The sequence below is a fragment of the Listeria ivanovii subsp. ivanovii genome, from assembly GCF_900187025.1.
In the GTDB taxonomy this organism is placed as follows: Bacteria; Bacillota; Bacilli; order Lactobacillales; family Listeriaceae; genus Listeria; species Listeria ivanovii.
This window is the reverse complement of record NZ_LT906478.1, coordinates 505,736-522,327: the sequence shown is the minus strand read 5'-3', so window position 1 is coordinate 522,327 and position 16,592 is coordinate 505,736. Positions and strand designations below refer to the sequence as shown.

Below are 16,592 nucleotides of genomic sequence, written 5' to 3'. Positions count from 1 at the left end.
AATACTCCCTTTAACCGCATCCCCCTGGTGCGGTTAATTTTTTGTATTTACACGTCAATGTCAGTTTGTTAAAGCTTTCTAAATTCCGCAAAAAGATATTCACCTTCAAATATTTTCTAAGCAAACGTTCTCATTAACTAGATTTTAAAAAATTTCTGAAAAATTGGTTTTTATGCTTGAAAATATTCTCAACAATGTGTAAACTAACAACATAGGTAAGAAAAGTTGACCTACTTGATACAGAATAGCCGATTATTTTCCACCTTATAACATCGCATGTACTGTATCTTGTTCCCTACTTTTCCTTATAGTCAAAATATTTAAACAAGGAGCGATTATAGTATGGCACAAACACCCACTATCCAAAACGACACAAAAGCAGCTGAAGATTACGCAGCACGTGTGTTTGAAGCAATTAAACAACGTAACCCCGGTGAAACAGAATTTCATCAAGCAGTGGAAGAATTTCTAAACTCTGTTATTCCAGCTCTTGCTAAAGAACCAAAGTACGAAGCAAACGGTATCTTAGAACAACTGACAGAACCTGAACGTCTTATTAGTTTCCGAGTTCCCTGGGTGGATGATTCTGGAACAGTACATGTGAACCGTGGTTACCGAGTACAGTTCAATAGCGCTATTGGACCATATAAAGGCGGATTACGTTTTCACCCTTCCGTAACTGGCAGTATCGTAAAATTCCTTGGTTTCGAACAAATTTTCAAAAACTCCTTAACAGGTTTACCAATTGGTGGCGGTAAAGGTGGCTCTGATTTTAATCCAAAAGGTAAATCAGATGCAGAAGTAATGCGCTTTTGTCAAAGCTTTATGACGGAATTACAAAAACATATCGGCCCTGATACGGATGTCCCAGCTGGCGATATCGGTGTGGGCGGACGCGAAATCGGCTACTTATTCGGCCAATATAAACGGCTTCGCGGCGCTTATGATGCAAGAACTTTAACTGGTAAAGGTCTTACTTATGGCGGAAGCTTAGCAAGAACGGAAGCGACTGGTTACGGTCTAGTTTATTTCACAGTGGAGATGCTAGAAGCTGCCGGTGAAACAATCCGTGGCAAAAAAATCGTCGTTTCCGGTTCCGGTAATGTCGCTATTTATGCGATTGAAAAAGCACATGAATTAGGTGCAAAAGTCGTAGCATGTAGTGACTCGGCTGGCTTTGTTTATGATAAAGAAGGAATTAAAGTAGCAACCGTTAAACAGCTAAAAGAAGTAGAACGCAAACGTATCAGTGAATATGTAGCCTTCCACCCTTCTGCTGAATATTACGCTGGCGGCGATGTTTGGTCTGTTCCATGTGATATCGCGCTACCATGTGCGACGCAAAACGAAATCAATGCTGACCAAGCACGTGCCCTAGTAAAAAATGGTGTTATCGCTATCGCTGAAGGTGCCAACATGCCTTCTACTCTTGAAGCGGTTGATATTTATCATGAAAATAAAGTATTATTTGGTCCTGCCAAAGCCGCTAATGCTGGTGGTGTAGCTGTATCTGCACTTGAAATGGCTCAAAACAGTACGCGAATGAGCTGGACTTTCCAAACAGTAGATGAACATTTACAAAATATTATGAAAGACATTTATAAAAATTCTAGCAATGCCGCAAGCGAATATGGCGCTCCCGGTAACCTAGTCATTGGTTCCAATATTGCCGGTTTCCTAAAAGTAGCGGATACAATGATCGCTCAAGGTATCATTTAATAAAAAGAAAGGCACTCTCCCAAAAAGAGCGCCTTTCTTTTTTCGTTATTTCATTAATCTTCGCAGAACATAGGAAAGACCAAACCACAAAATAACACTAATAAAGATTGTCACTATCCATCCAAACGTATTGTGTTCAAGTGGAAGTGGCATGTTCATACCGAAGAATCCAGTAATGATTGTCGGTACCGTCAACAAAATCGATAAGGCCGTAAGTATTTTCATCGTATCATTCAAATTATTGTTCAAGATATTATTGTATGTTCCAGATAACTGTTGCAAAATCTGTGAGCTTAAATTTGTCATTTCAACTAATTGTCTAGCTTCTATCAAAGCATCTTCAAACTGTTCTTTTTCCACTTCATTTAAACCACGATACACCATGTGCGCTTTCATTTGTTCAAGTAATGCTGCATTTTGTTTGGAGGCAGATACAAAGTAAACAATCCCCGTTTCCAAATCCGATAAGGAAAGTAAATTCTTTTTAGTCGTTTTCATTTTCAACTTATCATTGATTGCCTTTCTTTCCACATCCATTTCTTCCACATAAGGGAAAAAGGAATCCATAATAATATATAAACTACTAAATAAAAATTGATATAACGTCTTAACCGTATCCTCTTCTAAATGCCTTTTCATCTTTTCAATAATATATTGATTGTTTTTATTAGTAAGCGTTACTAGCTGTGAGCCTTTAATAATAAATACCATTGGAATTGTTTCATGATGATTATCTATTTTCCTTTGATCAGGAACATTAAAAACCAACACAAAAGTATTTGTTTTTTGATCGTATTCAAAGTGAGCTCTTTCATTTCTATCCAAAGAGTAAGCAATGACTTCCTCATCCACTCCATAATTCGCATAAGAATCTTCTATTTTATTGGTTTCGTCCATATCAATGTTAACCCAGCTATACTGCTTATTTCCAAAGTGTGTTTGAAAAAGCATGTAATCATCCTCTCACATAAAAAAAGAGCTATTTAGAAATAAGCTCTCTTTTTCATTATTCTATACATAATTATAGCACAGAACCTGGGAAATTCTGCGCTACAATTATCTTTAAAGGAGTGTTTATTTGTCATAAAATAATTAAAAACATTTCTACGGGGGAAGTGATTTATCTTTAATTAAATTATTTCAAACGACAATCTCTATGGGATAATTACATTTTACATGACTTTTATTTCTTAGTCAAGTCTTTTATTACAAAAACATTTCATAATAAGTCTTGATTAGACATTTTCACCTTTCGAGTAATATTGTTGCAATAAACACGATGTTTTTATATCCGTAGATCACTATGCTATAATTAACTAGGAAATATCTTTTATAGGAGGAACAGGCATGTCAAATAATGAAGCAACAGCTTATATTGGTACATATACCAAAGTCGAAAGCCAAGGAATCTACCGCCTTGTAATCGACAAAACAACTGGTGAAATCAAAGAAAACACCCTAGCAGGAAAGATGGACAACCCAACATATCTTAAAATTTCAGATGATGAAAAATTTGTTTACTCTGTAGCTAAAGATGGTGATAAAGGTGGAGTTGCAGCTTTTTCCATTGAATCTGATGGTTCACTTGCTTTAATCAATCAAGATTTAGCAACTGGAAACCCACCTTGTTATGTTGATGCGTCTCATGATGGTTCGATTGTTGTATCCGCTAACTATCATTTAGGAACAATCGTTAGTTACCCTACTGAAAATGGTGCTTTAAAGCCTTCTGTTTCAACAATTCAACATGTTGGTAAAAGTATCCATGAACGTCAAGAAAAACCTCATGCCCACTTTGCTGGATTCACACCAGACCAAAATTATGTGATTACATGTGACCTTGGTACAGATAAAGTAACTACTTATTCTGCTATTGCTGGCAAATTAGAAAAAGTAACTGAATTAGATGTAAAACCAGGAAGCGGTCCACGTAACCTTGTGTTCCATCCGAATAATAAATTTGTTTATATTATGACAGAATTAACTTCAGAGGTTATCTTTGCTGAATATGATAAAGCAACTGGTGAACTCAAAGTTATCCAAACGATTGAATCTCTTCCAGCTGATTTTGACAAAGAAAATAAAGGCAGTGCTATCCATATTTCTCTAGATGGCCGTTTCTTATATGTCTCTAACCGTGGCCAAGATGCTATTGTAAGTTTTGCAGTTGCCGAAGATGGCACGTTAACGCTTGCAGCAACAACACCGGTAGAAGGCGTAGGACCTCGTGACTTCGACCTTAACTATACAGGTGAAATTCTAGTCGCAACAAACGAAAACACCAACAACGTAACTGTTTTCGGCGTTAATAAAGAAACTGGCACCCTTACATTACTTCAAAAAGATGTAAAAGTTCCAGAACCAGTTTGTATCAAATTTGTAAAATAATTTAAAAAGGCAGAAGAACTTTTTTCAGGGGTTCTTCTGCCTTTTCTTATACTAAAATTGCTTTTCCAGCTTTTACATAGCTTAGATCGTTTACTACTCGAATTGACCATTCCCCATTTTCAAATACAAGCTTCGTCACACTCGCATTGGCAAGTTCTGGGTCCACTAATTTCGGATTAAAGAAGGAAACTATTGCATTTATTGCCATACCGTGTGAAACGACTAAAATATTGCTATCAGCTGTTGTATTTTCTGTGCGAACTGTTTGCAAAGCTGCTTTCAATCGATACTCCATCGCTTCATAGATTTCTGACATACCTGTTTCATCCAGTTTTTCCACTGTTTCACAAACAATCCGGTACCCATCATCACCAAAACTGTCAAAAGCTTCTTCTAATGTTTCAAACCCAAGATGCTCCATCACTTTACCAAACATAACATCCTCTAATTCACCTTCAAATTTTCCAAATCCAAATTCACGAAAATCACGTAGTTCATTGATTTCTAAATGCGTTTGATTACTTTCAGTTAAAACAATTCCAGCCGTTTCAATCGTACGCCCTCGGTCACTTGTATAAATCGCTTCAAAAGGAATTTCACGAAGCCCACGACCCAAAAATTGCGCCACTTCGATCCCTTCATTTGTTAACGGTGTATCCGACCAACCTTGCACGCGGCGACTAGTATTAAACATCGTCTTCCCGTGCCTCACTAAATAAACATTTAATTTCCCAGCAGTCACTTAAACTCCCCCTTGCGCTTGTTTACCAGCTGCTACATAAAACATATTCCCTGGATCTTCAATAGAATACGCACCGTCTTCAAAGATAACTTTGGTCACACTAGCATTTTCGATGATGCGTAAATTTTGACTTGGATCGATCATTTCGATAATCCGGTGAATAACCATACCATGAGCTACTACTAGTACATCCCCACCACCAAGTTTTGTTGCATCTACAAGAATTTTTTCTAGTCCAGCTGTTAATCTTTCTTCAAAAATAGTAGAATTCTCGGTCATACCAGTTTCATCTAATTGGTGGACCGTGTCAATAACAATATTGGAATTATTTTCAGTCGTCTTATCATAATAGCTTTCAATGGAATCAAAACCATGCTCATTTGCCACCATTTGTAGCACCGTTTGATTATACTCTCCCTCAAACTTACCAAAACCAAATTCGCGAATTTCTGGTAATTTTGCTAAATTCAGATGATGGTTATCACTTTCTTTCATAACTATCCGCGCTGTTTCAATTGCGCGTCCTCGGTCACTTGCGTATGCGGCTACAAAATTCGTTCCTTTTAACCCTCGCCCTAAATCATGCGCCACAAGTGCTCCTTCTTCTGTAAGTGGTGAATCTGCCCAGCCTTGTACCCTATCAAGTGTGTTTAAAATCGTCTTACCATGTCGTGTCAAATAAATAACTACCCTGCCTGATGATTCCATGTATACACTCCTTTAAATTATCACTTTTCCCTTTAATATTAGCAATACTAAGAGTTATTGGCAAACTAATTTATTTAAAAGATTAATACTAGGTTTACAATAAAATAAAATGCTTTCAATGTATATACACTCAAAAACTATATAGGTTATTTTTTGTATTTTTATTATATACTTCAAGTAAATATAATCCTAGTCTAGAACTTAGTTAAAAGATTACCAAATATTTTCATCTATCAGTTGAAGAGATTTTTAAATTGGAAGGAGAATGACAATGAAAAGATACAGTATAAACAGAATTATTATTACCATTTTACTTATGGTATACGTGGTTTCTATATTATCGATAATTAAAGGTGAGCAGCCATTTGAGTCCACTAATTTTCTGGAAATTGTAATAATAGGTATTATTGTTGTGAGTATAACTGTTTTCACAAGTAAAGATACCCTCAAGAAACAGTTTGAAGAAGATAAAGTGGAAAAAGATGAGAGATATCTAAAAAACAGAGGTGTCTTTTCCTATTATTTTATCATTCTGTTGGGTTTATTAATCCCAATAATACTTGGATCTGCAAGCTTTATTGGAATGAAGCAGCTATCATTAAGTAATGTTGCAGTCTTATTTCTTATAATTGGTATTGTATACATGCTTGCAATTGAAGTTATAAAAAGAAAGTTTTGAATCGATAATAAAATTCTTTTCAATATTTTCTAAAATAATTTATAGAATTAGAAATATACTTTCCTTTATGTTGTTTTGTGGCGAAGTTTAAAATAAGGCTTGATACTGACAGAAGAAATCTAGTTAGCATTTTTATAATTATTGTTTCACATTACTGAATAAGATAAAAAGACAAAGCTCATTTTTCATTCTAATATAAATAACAAAGGCAATTAAGTTACGATCACTTTCACCTTTTTGGTAAGCTCCCTCTTCTTGTTCCTTAAACTCGTAATCATATCCATCTAACGAAATACACCTCTATAGATATATTTCAATCTAACTACAGAGGCGTAATACTTTATCGATAGAATTTTTATTTTTTTACAGTAGAATAAGATGTTGTTACAGGCCCTTTCCAAGTTGTTTTACTATTTGAATACTCATCAATTATTTTATATTTATCTTGTGTTTTTGTTGAATATTTATAAATAGTTTGTCTCAAATATTTATACCCTTTATAATTTATGCCATAATCACCGGCAATTGTAAACACTGTTCCCGCTATGGCGCTTTTAGCAACTTTAGTAACGGCATTATAACTAATTGCTAAAAAAGCCCAATGATAAAGCGTATTTGTAGTTTTCATATTAACAGTTTGTTTTGAAACTAATTTATATTTTGACCCTCCTCCATCAGTTTGATTAGAAAATACTTTCATTGATGGTTCTAATAAATTTCCTTCTTGATTAATAATTAATTCGTTATCTTCCATTAGCGTTTCTTTATTAGTTGTGGAATATGTAGTAATTTTTTCAGTTTGCGAATCATTTTCTTGCGCTAAAGCTGTAACCGTAGTTGCACCAGGCATAGATACTAAAACAAGTATTATTGCAAAAATCAAAATTTTAAACGTACTTTCTTTTTTTAGTTCCATTTCCCCATCTCCTTTAGTTAATCTAACACTAGATTAACTAAAAATTACATTTATGCCAATTATTTTTTTATTTAGCGTCATGAATTTCATTTTAATTACACAAAAAACACTTCCTCCAAATTCAGAGAAAGTGTTTTTAAATTCCTTAATGAACACCCTTCATATACTTTTTCAAGAATGGTGCTAAGATGAATAGTGCAATCGCAAAGGCAATTGCAACAAATCCGGTAATTCCGAAATACGCCACTTCTGTATCGGCACTAAAGAATTGTGTTGCTTGTGCGTTGAAAGCTTGTCCCATCGAGTCTGATAAAAACCATAAACTCATTGTTTGAGATGCGAATGCTTTTGGTGCTAATTTCGTCGTTGCTGATAATCCAACCGGTGAAATAAACATTTCCCCAAAAATACAAATGAAGAAACTAAGCACTAACCAAAGTGGGCTTACAAGTGTTGTTGTATTTCCGTGCAAAATCCCTGGAAGCATCATGATAACAAAAGACAAGCCAGCAAAGAATAACCCTAATGCAAATTTACGCGGAGTAGATGGTTGTCTGTCTCCAAGTCGAGTCCAAATCCAAGCAAATATTGGTGAGAGAATAATAACAAACACAGGATTAAGTGATTGGAAATTGGCAGGATTTAAAGTGTAACTACCAATGGATAAATCTGTTCTCTCAGCAGCAAAAATCGCTAATGTGCTAGATCCTTGTTCTTCTATCATCCAAAATAACACAGCGATTAAAAATAATGGTATGTAAGCAGTTAATCTGGATTTTTCATCTGGTTCTGTTTTCTTACTTGTCATCATCATAATGAAGTAAGCAAGCGGAACGCCTACCCCCATTACGGTTACAGCAAGAATAATTGTGTTGATGGTTAAACTACCTGTAATCAATGTTAAAATAGCAATCAGTAAGCCAATCCCAAAAATAATTCCGATAATCTTAACAATCAGGCTTTTGGTTTCTGATTTTCGAAGCGGATTTGGAACTTTTTGGCCTGCTTCTTTTAAATATCGTTTACCCGTTAGCACATAAACAATTAGTGCTACCGCCATACCAACTGCGGCAACACTAAAGCCAGCATGGAAGCTACCCGCTTTATCTGAAACAGCTGAAACAATAAAAGGGGCAATGAATGCACCTAAGTTAATTCCCATATAGAAAATACTAAAACCTGCATCCCGGCGATTGTCCTCAGCAGGATATAAATCCCCAACTACATTAGAAACATTCGGTTTAAGTAGCCCCGTTCCAAGAATAATAAATGCCATCGAGATAAATAAGCCAGTTGCTCCACCATTTGGTAGTGCTAGTACGATGTGGCCGAACATAATCAGTACCCCGCCATAAAAGATTGTCTGTCTAGGTCCTAAAACGCGGTCAGCAAACCAACCACCGATAACTCCTGACATAAAGACAAGTGAACCATAAATAGACATAATGGCTGTTGCTGTTGCTTGGCTAAAACCGAGTCCACCATTCGCAACGGTATCATACATATAATAAATAAGTATTGCGCGCATCCCGTAGTAGGAAAATCGCTCCCAAAATTCAGTATTGAATAAGGTAGCGAGTCCACGCGGATGTCCAAAAAATGTTTTTTCCTTTGCTGGATTATCTGTGCTCAAGAAAATTCGCCTCTTTCCTTTCTTCTCATATTAAATAAACAAGTTGCCATTTTCTTAGTGTTTACGAAAAGTTCATTAATTATTATAAAGCATTTGTGTAAATTTGACGTGATACTTCTAGAGTTTGGTCGCCACGTTCTGAAATATTTGTTAAGCCATGACGTTCCAATTGATTGACAAGTTGATCCACTACTTCTTCGCCGAGACCATAATCGCTAAATCTAGTCCCTGCACCTAGACTTTCAAAGAACTCACGTGTTTTAGCAATTGCTGTATCTATTTTTGCATCCTCATCACCGGTAGTTATGCCCCATACTCGTTCAGCATATTGCACTAATTTTTCTCGTTTTTCGTTACGACGTACGTTTAAAAGTGATGGAAGTACAATGGCTAATGTTCGAGCGTGGTCAATTCCGTAAAGCGCGGTAATTTCATGACCTAAACCATGGCTCGCCCAATCTTGCGGAACACCTCGAGATAGTGTCCCATTTAATGCGTTTGTAGCCGACCACATAAAAGTTGCTCGAGTATTATAGTCGTGATTACTTTCATCGATTACATCTGGTCCAATTTCAATCAATGTTTGTAACAAGCTTTCTGCATAACGATCTTGAAGTAAAGCCCCCACTGGATAAGTCATATACTGTTCCATAACATGCACATACGCATCCATAATTCCATTCGCAAGTTGGCGCGCAGGTAGTGTATATGTAAGTTCTGGGTCAAGTAAAGAAAACACTGGATAAGTAAATGGACTTCCGAATCCAAGTTTAGCTTTCTTTTCTACAAAAGTTACCACGCCACCGCTATTCATTTCAGAACCCGTTGCCGGTAAAGTTAAGACTGTCCCAAACGGAAGTGCTTCTGTAATAGGACGATTTTCTCCAATTCCGCTACCAAAAATATGGATTGGGTCTCCATCAAACAAAGCTCCTGCTGCAACAAATTTTGTACCATCAATAACAGAACCGCCACCAACAGCAAGCAAGAAATCATAGTTTTCTTCTTTCACAAGTTTAATTGCTTTTATTAAAGTTTCGTATGTAGGATTCGCTTCAATTCCACCAAATTCACCGATTTCTCTGTTTTTCAGAACTGCTTTCACTTTATCTAGCGTACCGAATTTTTTAACGCTTCCACCACCATATAGTAGTAGAACTTTTTTATCTGCAGGAATAACCTGATTTAATTCTTCCAAACGATTTTTACCAAAAATAATATGCGTAGGGTTATAATAATCGAAATTCAACATTTCTTGTCCCATTTTTCCATTTCCTTCTTTCTGTTTAAATATTTACATAGCATAGTTAATAATACACTTTTTCGAGTAAATTTAAACCTTTGCTTAAAAGTTCTTTTTTATATAAGTAATTAATCATGTTTTTTTCGAATTATAGCAACAACCTATAGTGATTTTCTATACAAAAGACCTACTTTACGTTAGAATAAAAGGGAAGAAGAATGGAGTGAATAACATGTTGATAAAAAACCTTTGTATCCCTAAAATAAATTTAACAACAGTCCCTGGAGATGCTACATTACAAGAGGCTATCAATTTATTAGAAGAATCTGGTTATCGCTGTGTTCCCGTGTTAGACGAAAAAGGCGAAAAATTCTTAGGTAATATTTATAAAATGCACATTTACAAACATGCTGCAAATGGTGGTAGTTTAAGCGACCCAGTAATGAGCTTAATCAAAAATGCTACTAAACATATTTGTGTAAATGCTTCTTTCTTTGAAGTATTCTTTACTATTAAAGAGTTACCGTATATCGCTGTTTTAAATGAACAAGGTCATTTTTATGGTATTTTAACGCATGGGAAATTACTTGGACTACTCCAAGATGGTTGGAATGTAAAAACAACTAGTTATGTACTTACGATTGCAACTGGTGAAGTACAAGGTGCTCTAACGAAAATCACCAAAATTATCGATCGTTATTCAAGTATTGCCAGCCTTATCACACTCGATAATCAATCCGAAGACTTCATCCGCCGCGTGCTTGTTTCCTTACCAACTGGTGTAACAGAAGACAAGAAAAACGAGATTGTGGCACACTTAGAGCGTAAAGGTTTGCGCGTTGTTGAAACAGAGAAAATTCAAAGACAATAAAAAGAGCAGCTTGAAAGCAAGAGAATAATCTCTTGCTTTCAAGCTGTTTTTTCATTCGTCGTTTTGTTTTTTTCTCGCAGTTCGTCTACCAATATAATAAGTTGCTGCAATAACAAGAAGTAAAAGCAATATTCCACCTGTGATGTACATCCAAGTGTAGTCTTCCTCAAGACCTAATGCTGTATTATTCGCTTTTTTTGCCTCGTCTGACGAAATCGTAAAGTCTTTCGTCCATTCCCATTTATCATCTGCTGTTTTTGCTACAAGGTGAAGTTGATATTTTCCTGGTTTTAATTTTTGATTTTCCCAGTCAACACTATAATCAAAGTTAGAATTTGGCGCCATAGAAAGATCCGTTCGCTTTGATTCATGTAAAACTTTCTTATTTCCTTTTTTATATATTTTTGCATCCACGCTTAGTCCACCAACTAAGGTCGCTTTTGTATTTTGCAAATTAAGTTCAACGACATTTCGGTAATTTTTCGTTGTTGGTTTAATGCCATTCAAAGCTAATTCTGGTTTTATAACAGTAGGTGTCTCGGTTAATTTCACACCAATAACATAAGCATATTCATTTTTGATTTGAACGTTTTTTTCTTCTGATTTCTTTTCTTTATCCTCCTCTTTTTTCTCTTTAAAATGCAGTCCACCTAAGATAATGCCATTATATTTGTCCTCTGGCATCTGAATAGTTACTGTCCAATCTTTTGTTTCTTTTGCCTTGAGTGTCACTTCATCCGCACTTTTTTTGACCATTTCTGCAAAAGGTGATTTCAATGTTTTATCTGTTTTTTTATTCGGAATCGAATAATCAGCATATCCCATATCATTAGTGACAGCTGTATTAGTCAGACATTCAATCGTAATTTCTTTGTCAATTTGGCTAGTTAATTGCACTTTTATTGTTTGTTTTTGTTTGGGGCTCATTTGTAAATCAAAATAAGTCACACCGGATGCTTGGTTTTTGGGAAGGATTGCTTTGACAGAGAAGCTATTATGTTCTGACGCCTGCGCAAATTGCCCTGGAAACCAGCAAATCATAAATGTACACACAAAGATGATAGCGAATATTTTTTTCAAGTCTTTTTTTCCTCCTAGTTATTTAAATTAAAAAGAGAAAACAACATAATAATATGAAGTTTTCTCTTCGAACAAAAATTAGACTGCTGGTGTATCGCTTAAAGTCCAAGTTAAAGTGCTTTCATATGTTCCGTCTGCTACAACAACATTTTGCGGGATGGATAGTTTTGGTTTAGATACATCAGTTGCATTTACTGCTGCAGAACCAAAGCTATCTGTCCAAGTTCCCATTCCTTCATCATCACTAAAGTTTGTCGGAGTTGCTGCTTGCATATCGCGTGCCGCCATTACTGGTACAGCACCAGCACCTGTCATCGAAATAGTTACGTTATCATACCCCGTTGGAGCTTGTGCTGTCGAGGTCGCTGAGCTAACAGTTGATTTTGGAATAGTCAATTGCGCACCTGCGATTGTTTTAGCTGGAGTGGAAGAATCTTTAAAGGCACTACCTGTAACAGAAAGTGTCCAACCTGAATTGGTACCACGAACATCACTAATTTGCGCATAAGGAGTAACTGATTTAGATACAGAAGCTTCTGCTGGTAAATCTTGCTGCCCATTACCATTTGTATCTACATATGTTGAAATAGTATCATCTGCTGCATTTACATTAAGTGCACCTGAAGATAATACAGCTGAATTATGAATACCAAAATCCCAATCAGATACGGCTAAAATCCATAGACCATCTGTACCTACTGGTGGATTAACTGGATCAGGAACCACTGGATCAGGACCAATCGGATCTGGATCAATTGGTTTTGGATCTGGCGTTGTACTATTGTCAAATTCAATTGTTCCTGTGGAATCTCTTGTTACAGTAGTTGCTGCTTTAGCAAAATCTCCTGAAAGTGCCGGTGTTACCATTAGCCCTAGTGCTATTAAGCTTGCTGCTGTTACTTTTACTGTTTTGCTTTTCATTATAATTCTCCTCTTTCTGTTATCCTTTTTTATCATACTGTAAACCTAGTTATCTTACCTTATATCACCTCCTTAAAGTAACTTTTTTTCGCTATTATTAGTAATCCAAGACCTATCGCAATGAGATAAAGCTCAGATGTGTCACCTGTTTTTGGAAGTCTTGTTAATGGTTTTTTTGATGGAAATGTGCCACTTTTATCATCGGTATCCCCTGATTTAGTTCCAGGGTCCTGTTTAAACGTAACACCTGCATGACTCGTGGCAGTATCTGAGTATGCGTTTGTAATCAGTGGCAAACCAAGCAACAGTAGACTACAAAATGAAATGAAGATAATTTTTTTCAATGCCATGACTCCTTTTAGCTTAATTTAGTGTATTTTTGAAGACGATTACTGCAACAACAATTCAGGAATAATCTCCCTTAAAATGAAGTGTTTTTTATTTGTTTGTAGTATCTTTTTTTCTAATAAACAAATACGCTGCCGGTAAAATGCCGCTTTTGATAAAGTGCTGTATTCGATTAAAATTTTCAAGGTAATTTCTTTTGGCAAGACGATATTCCCGCTTTCGTCTTTACTTCCAATTAATTCACCTAAATATTTCATCGCATAATATAGCTTTTCTTTATGCTTTTTTCCATTTAGTAATGTTTTATAGTATAAATGGCGTCCTATTCTTTTTAGAAAAAAATATTGAAACCCAAAATTTTCCGGAAATAATGTTAATGCATATTCGATATCTTCTTTTTTGTATTCATAAATCTCGCAAGTTTCTGATAATGCAATATTTGTCACAACTGTAGATGTTTCTTCCAGAATAGAATAGCTTAAAAAAATACCTGGACCACAAATGGTTAATAATTTCTCCGGTACTTCAGATGTATAAGTGCTAATATAACCATCCATGAGTAAAATAACACTATTAAGATGAATAGCATGAGTGAGAATATTTTCACCGCGTACTAATTTACGCTTAGTATGTTTCAAACCGTATTTCTGCATCATGCTAACAAATTCTTCATAAGTAAATAATTTTTCCACTAAAAACCACTCCCTCTAATAATGTATTAAACAAAATATGTCTATGTTAGGCGAGAAATCAACTTATGCTACCATGCGTATATTAACAGATTTTCTCTAGGGAAATAGAAGGAAATCGCTTTCCCTAGTTGAAAATAACTAATCACGTTGAAAGTGTTCGTGTATAACGAAAAATACAGTTTGTCATTTTGACAAAAATAAATGAAAATAAGTTAATACACTACTTGACTAACATTACAATAAACTGGCGTAGAAAATATTATCTTGGAGCATCTTCTAAAGTCCAAGTAATAGTTGCCTCATAGGCTTCTTTTACTAAAGCATCATTTGGTAGGATTTCCATCGTTAATCTGTCTTGGAGGTCATAGATAGTGGTGACATATCCAGTCTGACTACTCGCTGTCTTGACTTCAATCGGTTGACTAGTTCCATTTAAATAAACTGCTCCATTAACTAATGTTTGACTCTGGTATTTAAGTGGAGATTCTAATATATCTCCCGAACTATTCGTAAATGGTGTCATCAATCCAAGAAGTGTCCACCCTGGCTTCACACTTCGACGGTCAGTCACTTTTAAATCGGCAGCTCCTGTGTCTCCATAACATTTTAACGTTTGATTCGTATCTGAAATTGGTACTGCATCTATATTTGCATCTACGTCCATTCGAAAACTAGCCGGAACTTTCAACTCTAAAATTGGGAGAATATGGACGGTTACAGTTACAGGAGTCGCGGTACCAATACTATTGGAGGATGTTAACGTCACTATGTAATCACCCGGAACTGATTTATCGACAACTGTTTCAAAGTCAGAATCTATTGCAGAACCATCATCTGTAGTAGCATGTACATCTGTTAAAAACTCGGCTTCTGTCACTGTTTCATTTTCGACGTATTCTTTTGAGTTATCTGCTGTTATTGTAGGGGGGAAGTATATGTAATTTAACGGCTGGTAGACTGTACCGCTAAAGTATAGAGCCCTTTTATTTTCGCTTCTTGTATAATTCCACCCATATGTAACTCCATCATGGGCCACTATATAAGGTTTAATGTAACCATTACCCGGATATGAAGGGCCAGTCAACATAGTACTTACAGGCCAAACAACTTGTGAATTAATGGCTTGATAAGTGCCTGATGTTGGTGAGAAACTATTAGGCTCTCGGTTATTACCTAGCTCGTCTATAATTTCTATACTTTCAGTTGTAAAGTTTTGATTTGTAGCAACCGAGTTAATATTTGGAAGCAATACTCCTTGTCCAGAAACCGAAATATTAATCGAATTATTGAATTGCATAGTTGATAGTGATGATATATCGGTTATCTGATTATAATCAAGGGAAAAATTTTTTAAATTTAAAAAACTCGTTTTCGTTAGTGAAGTTATGTCACTAATTTTATTTTGTCCTAAACCTAATCGCTCTAACTTCGGAAAGCCTGCGGGTACATTAGGAAATTCTTCCAAAGCGTTATTTGCTATCGAATTATAGTTCAATTGCAGTTCTTTTAAATTAGGAACTCCACTGGTATTTTTTAAGAAATCCAGCTTATCAATTAAATTACTTCCTAAGTTTAAGACTTCTAATTGAGATAGTTCGTTAAAATTCACCAGTGGAGAGGTGTCACTGATTTTGTTTGAATATAGATTTAAATTTATTAAATTAGGAAGACCATTTTCAATTTGCAAAAGTACATTTAAGTCATCAAACCCACTATTATTTATATTCAAATTCTTTAATTGAGGAAATCCTCCAGCTACTTCTGTTAAAAAAGAATTGTCTTTACACGAGGTCGCTCTCATGGTAAAAGTAGTTAATTTAGGGAAACCACCATCAATTTGACTAAGAGGAGAGAAATCTTGAAGTTTCAACATAAAACTTAATGTTAGTGTTTCCAGTTTAGGATATCCATCAACCACTTCTGCTAAAGGTGCAATATTATCAAGACCTTTATCGATACTAGCACTGTTACTTGTGAATGAAATTTCTATTACTTGTGTACAGTATTGTATCCCTTCAATAGATTTAAGTTTTTCACCATTTCCCAGAATACGACTAATTGTTAGCAAATCATTTTCTGTAATAATATCGTTGACCGTCCAAGTTCTTTTTTGTTGGGTCGGACTATAGGATGTGGTATTTAATGATGTAACAATTGTGCTCGCCATTTCTGCATCCGGAAAAACAGTAGCAATCGTGCTACCAGTTGGGATTGCAGTTACTTTTTTTTGTTCTGTAGTAAGTAAAGATTTTTCTTTTGTTAATGCTTTGGAGCTATACTCGTTAGTTTCATCTATCTTTTGGGGGTCTACTGGTAATAATACTTCTGGCGACACTCCGATTGGATCAGATTCTTCCACACCATCTTCTATATCATTTACTTCTTCGGTAGCCTCTAATTCATTAGTAGTATGTCCTTCTGTTTCTACCGCACTTGTATAAACTGGAATAATCAGCGCAAATAATAAAACCAGCAGTAGAGATATCTTCCATTTCATTTTCATTTTTTCAATCTCCTTAAAGGTAGTGGATTAATCTTGAAGTGTTTTTAGCAAAAAGACTGCTTTAAAACTCAATTTATAATACCATGCCGAAGCTGGCTGAATTTCTCCCTAGAGAAGAAAAAGATGCTATTTCCCTCACAAACTCCCTA

At 35.5% G+C, this 16,592-nt stretch carries 15 protein-coding genes and 1 pseudogene; 5 read left to right on the top strand and 11 right to left on the bottom strand.

The annotated features are described in order from the left end of the window. The first annotated feature begins 342 nt into the window (after positions 1-342). A complete protein-coding gene (gdhA, locus tag CKV67_RS02500; RefSeq protein ID WP_025279768.1) occupies positions 343-1,719 on the top strand; it encodes an NADP-specific glutamate dehydrogenase in 1,377 nt (458 codons plus the stop codon). A 45-nt stretch (positions 1,720-1,764) separates the two neighbouring features. Here the strand turns inward: gdhA and CKV67_RS02495 are convergent, their stop codons facing one another. Beyond that, on the bottom strand, positions 1,765-2,670 hold the full coding sequence (locus tag CKV67_RS02495; RefSeq protein WP_014092001.1) for a magnesium transporter CorA family protein: 906 nt from the start codon (positions 2,668-2,670) through the stop codon (positions 1,765-1,767). A 396-nt stretch (positions 2,671-3,066) separates the two neighbouring features. Between CKV67_RS02495 and CKV67_RS02490 the strand changes: the two genes are divergently transcribed. After that, positions 3,067-4,107: a lactonase family protein gene (locus CKV67_RS02490; RefSeq protein ID WP_014092000.1), complete on the top strand. Its 1,041-nt coding sequence runs from the start codon at positions 3,067-3,069 to the stop codon at positions 4,105-4,107. Positions 4,108-4,153: 46 nt separating this feature from the next. On the opposite strand, the gene CKV67_RS02485 is transcribed toward CKV67_RS02490, so the two are convergent. Together CKV67_RS02485 and CKV67_RS02480 are read right to left on the bottom strand one after the other, a co-directional pair. Next, positions 4,154-4,849 carry a histidine phosphatase family protein gene (locus CKV67_RS02485; protein ID WP_025279767.1) on the bottom strand — a complete coding sequence of 232 codons (696 nt, stop codon included), beginning with the start codon at positions 4,847-4,849 and terminating at the stop codon, positions 4,154-4,156. Further along, positions 4,850-5,557: a histidine phosphatase family protein gene (locus tag CKV67_RS02480; RefSeq protein WP_014091998.1), complete on the bottom strand. Its 708-nt coding sequence runs from the start codon at positions 5,555-5,557 to the stop codon at positions 4,850-4,852. Between the two features lie 179 nt (positions 5,558-5,736). Here CKV67_RS02480 and CKV67_RS02475 point away from each other — a divergent pair. Further along, a pseudogene (locus CKV67_RS02475) lies at positions 5,737-5,826 on the top strand (transcriptional regulator); the annotation flags it as partial. 2 nt (positions 5,827-5,828) lie between these two features. Continuing rightward, the gene (locus tag CKV67_RS02470; RefSeq protein ID WP_014091997.1) at positions 5,829-6,236 is read left to right on the top strand and encodes a hypothetical protein; all 408 of its coding nucleotides are present in this window, start codon (positions 5,829-5,831) and stop codon (positions 6,234-6,236) included. A 355-nt stretch (positions 6,237-6,591) separates the two neighbouring features. On the opposite strand, the gene CKV67_RS02465 is transcribed toward CKV67_RS02470, so the two are convergent. The 3 genes from CKV67_RS02465 to CKV67_RS02455 all read right to left on the bottom strand — a co-directional run bounded on the left by CKV67_RS02465 (position 6,592) and on the right by CKV67_RS02455 (position 10,049). Beyond that, on the bottom strand, positions 6,592-7,152 hold the full coding sequence (locus CKV67_RS02465; protein ID WP_014091996.1) for a hypothetical protein: 561 nt from the start codon (positions 7,150-7,152) through the stop codon (positions 6,592-6,594). Between the two features lie 145 nt (positions 7,153-7,297). Further along, the gene (locus CKV67_RS02460) at positions 7,298-8,785 is read right to left on the bottom strand and encodes a peptide MFS transporter (protein ID WP_014091995.1); all 1,488 of its coding nucleotides are present in this window, start codon (positions 8,783-8,785) and stop codon (positions 7,298-7,300) included. Positions 8,786-8,867: 82 nt separating this feature from the next. Continuing rightward, a complete protein-coding gene (locus CKV67_RS02455) occupies positions 8,868-10,049 on the bottom strand; it encodes an iron-containing alcohol dehydrogenase (RefSeq protein ID WP_014091994.1) in 1,182 nt (393 codons plus the stop codon). Positions 10,050-10,260: 211 nt separating this feature from the next. Between CKV67_RS02455 and cbpA the strand changes: the two genes are divergently transcribed. Then, positions 10,261-10,899 carry a cyclic di-AMP binding protein CbpA gene (gene cbpA, locus CKV67_RS02445; protein ID WP_014091993.1) on the top strand — a complete coding sequence of 213 codons (639 nt, stop codon included), beginning with the start codon at positions 10,261-10,263 and terminating at the stop codon, positions 10,897-10,899. 51 nt (positions 10,900-10,950) lie between these two features. On the opposite strand, the gene CKV67_RS02440 is transcribed toward cbpA, so the two are convergent. From CKV67_RS02440 to CKV67_RS02420, 5 genes are all read right to left on the bottom strand, one after another. Further along, on the bottom strand, positions 10,951-11,979 hold the full coding sequence (locus tag CKV67_RS02440) for a WxLIP family cell surface protein (RefSeq protein ID WP_014091992.1): 1,029 nt from the start codon (positions 11,977-11,979) through the stop codon (positions 10,951-10,953). A gap of 78 nt (positions 11,980-12,057) precedes the next feature. Beyond that, positions 12,058-12,900 (bottom strand): WxL domain-containing protein, encoded by an 843-nt coding sequence (locus tag CKV67_RS02435; protein ID WP_014091991.1) that lies wholly within the window; start codon positions 12,898-12,900, stop codon positions 12,058-12,060. Between the two features lie 59 nt (positions 12,901-12,959). Further along, the gene (locus CKV67_RS02430) at positions 12,960-13,244 is read right to left on the bottom strand and encodes an LPXTG cell wall anchor domain-containing protein (protein WP_014091990.1); all 285 of its coding nucleotides are present in this window, start codon (positions 13,242-13,244) and stop codon (positions 12,960-12,962) included. A gap of 45 nt (positions 13,245-13,289) precedes the next feature. Beyond that, positions 13,290-13,940 (bottom strand): Crp/Fnr family transcriptional regulator, encoded by a 651-nt coding sequence (locus CKV67_RS02425; protein WP_014091989.1) that lies wholly within the window; start codon positions 13,938-13,940, stop codon positions 13,290-13,292. A 259-nt stretch (positions 13,941-14,199) separates the two neighbouring features. Next, on the bottom strand, positions 14,200-16,437 hold the full coding sequence (locus CKV67_RS02420; RefSeq protein ID WP_158308605.1) for a LapB repeat-containing protein: 2,238 nt from the start codon (positions 16,435-16,437) through the stop codon (positions 14,200-14,202). Between the last annotated feature and the right edge of the window lie 155 nt (positions 16,438-16,592).

Bases quoted from the DNA above. Each gene is read 5' to 3' on its own strand.
- gdhA (WP_025279768.1), top strand. From the start codon at position 343: ATGGCACAAACACCCACTATCCAAAACGACACAAAAGCAGCTGAAGAT.
- CKV67_RS02495 (WP_014092001.1), bottom strand. From the start codon at position 2,670: ATGCTTTTTCAAACACACTTTGGAAATAAGCAGTATAGCTGGGTTAAC.
- CKV67_RS02490 (WP_014092000.1), top strand. From the start codon at position 3,067: ATGTCAAATAATGAAGCAACAGCTTATATTGGTACATATACCAAAGTC.
- CKV67_RS02480 (WP_014091998.1), bottom strand. From the start codon at position 5,557: ATGGAATCATCAGGCAGGGTAGTTATTTATTTGACACGACATGGTAAG.
- CKV67_RS02470 (WP_014091997.1), top strand. From the start codon at position 5,829: ATGAAAAGATACAGTATAAACAGAATTATTATTACCATTTTACTTATG.
- CKV67_RS02465 (WP_014091996.1), bottom strand. From the start codon at position 7,152: ATGGAACTAAAAAAAGAAAGTACGTTTAAAATTTTGATTTTTGCAATA.
- CKV67_RS02455 (WP_014091994.1), bottom strand. From the start codon at position 10,049: ATGGGACAAGAAATGTTGAATTTCGATTATTATAACCCTACGCATATT.
- cbpA (WP_014091993.1), top strand. From the start codon at position 10,261: ATGTTGATAAAAAACCTTTGTATCCCTAAAATAAATTTAACAACAGTC.
- CKV67_RS02435 (WP_014091991.1), bottom strand. From the start codon at position 12,900: ATGAAAAGCAAAACAGTAAAAGTAACAGCAGCAAGCTTAATAGCACTA.
- CKV67_RS02420 (WP_158308605.1), bottom strand. From the start codon at position 16,437: ATGAAATGGAAGATATCTCTACTGCTGGTTTTATTATTTGCGCTGATT.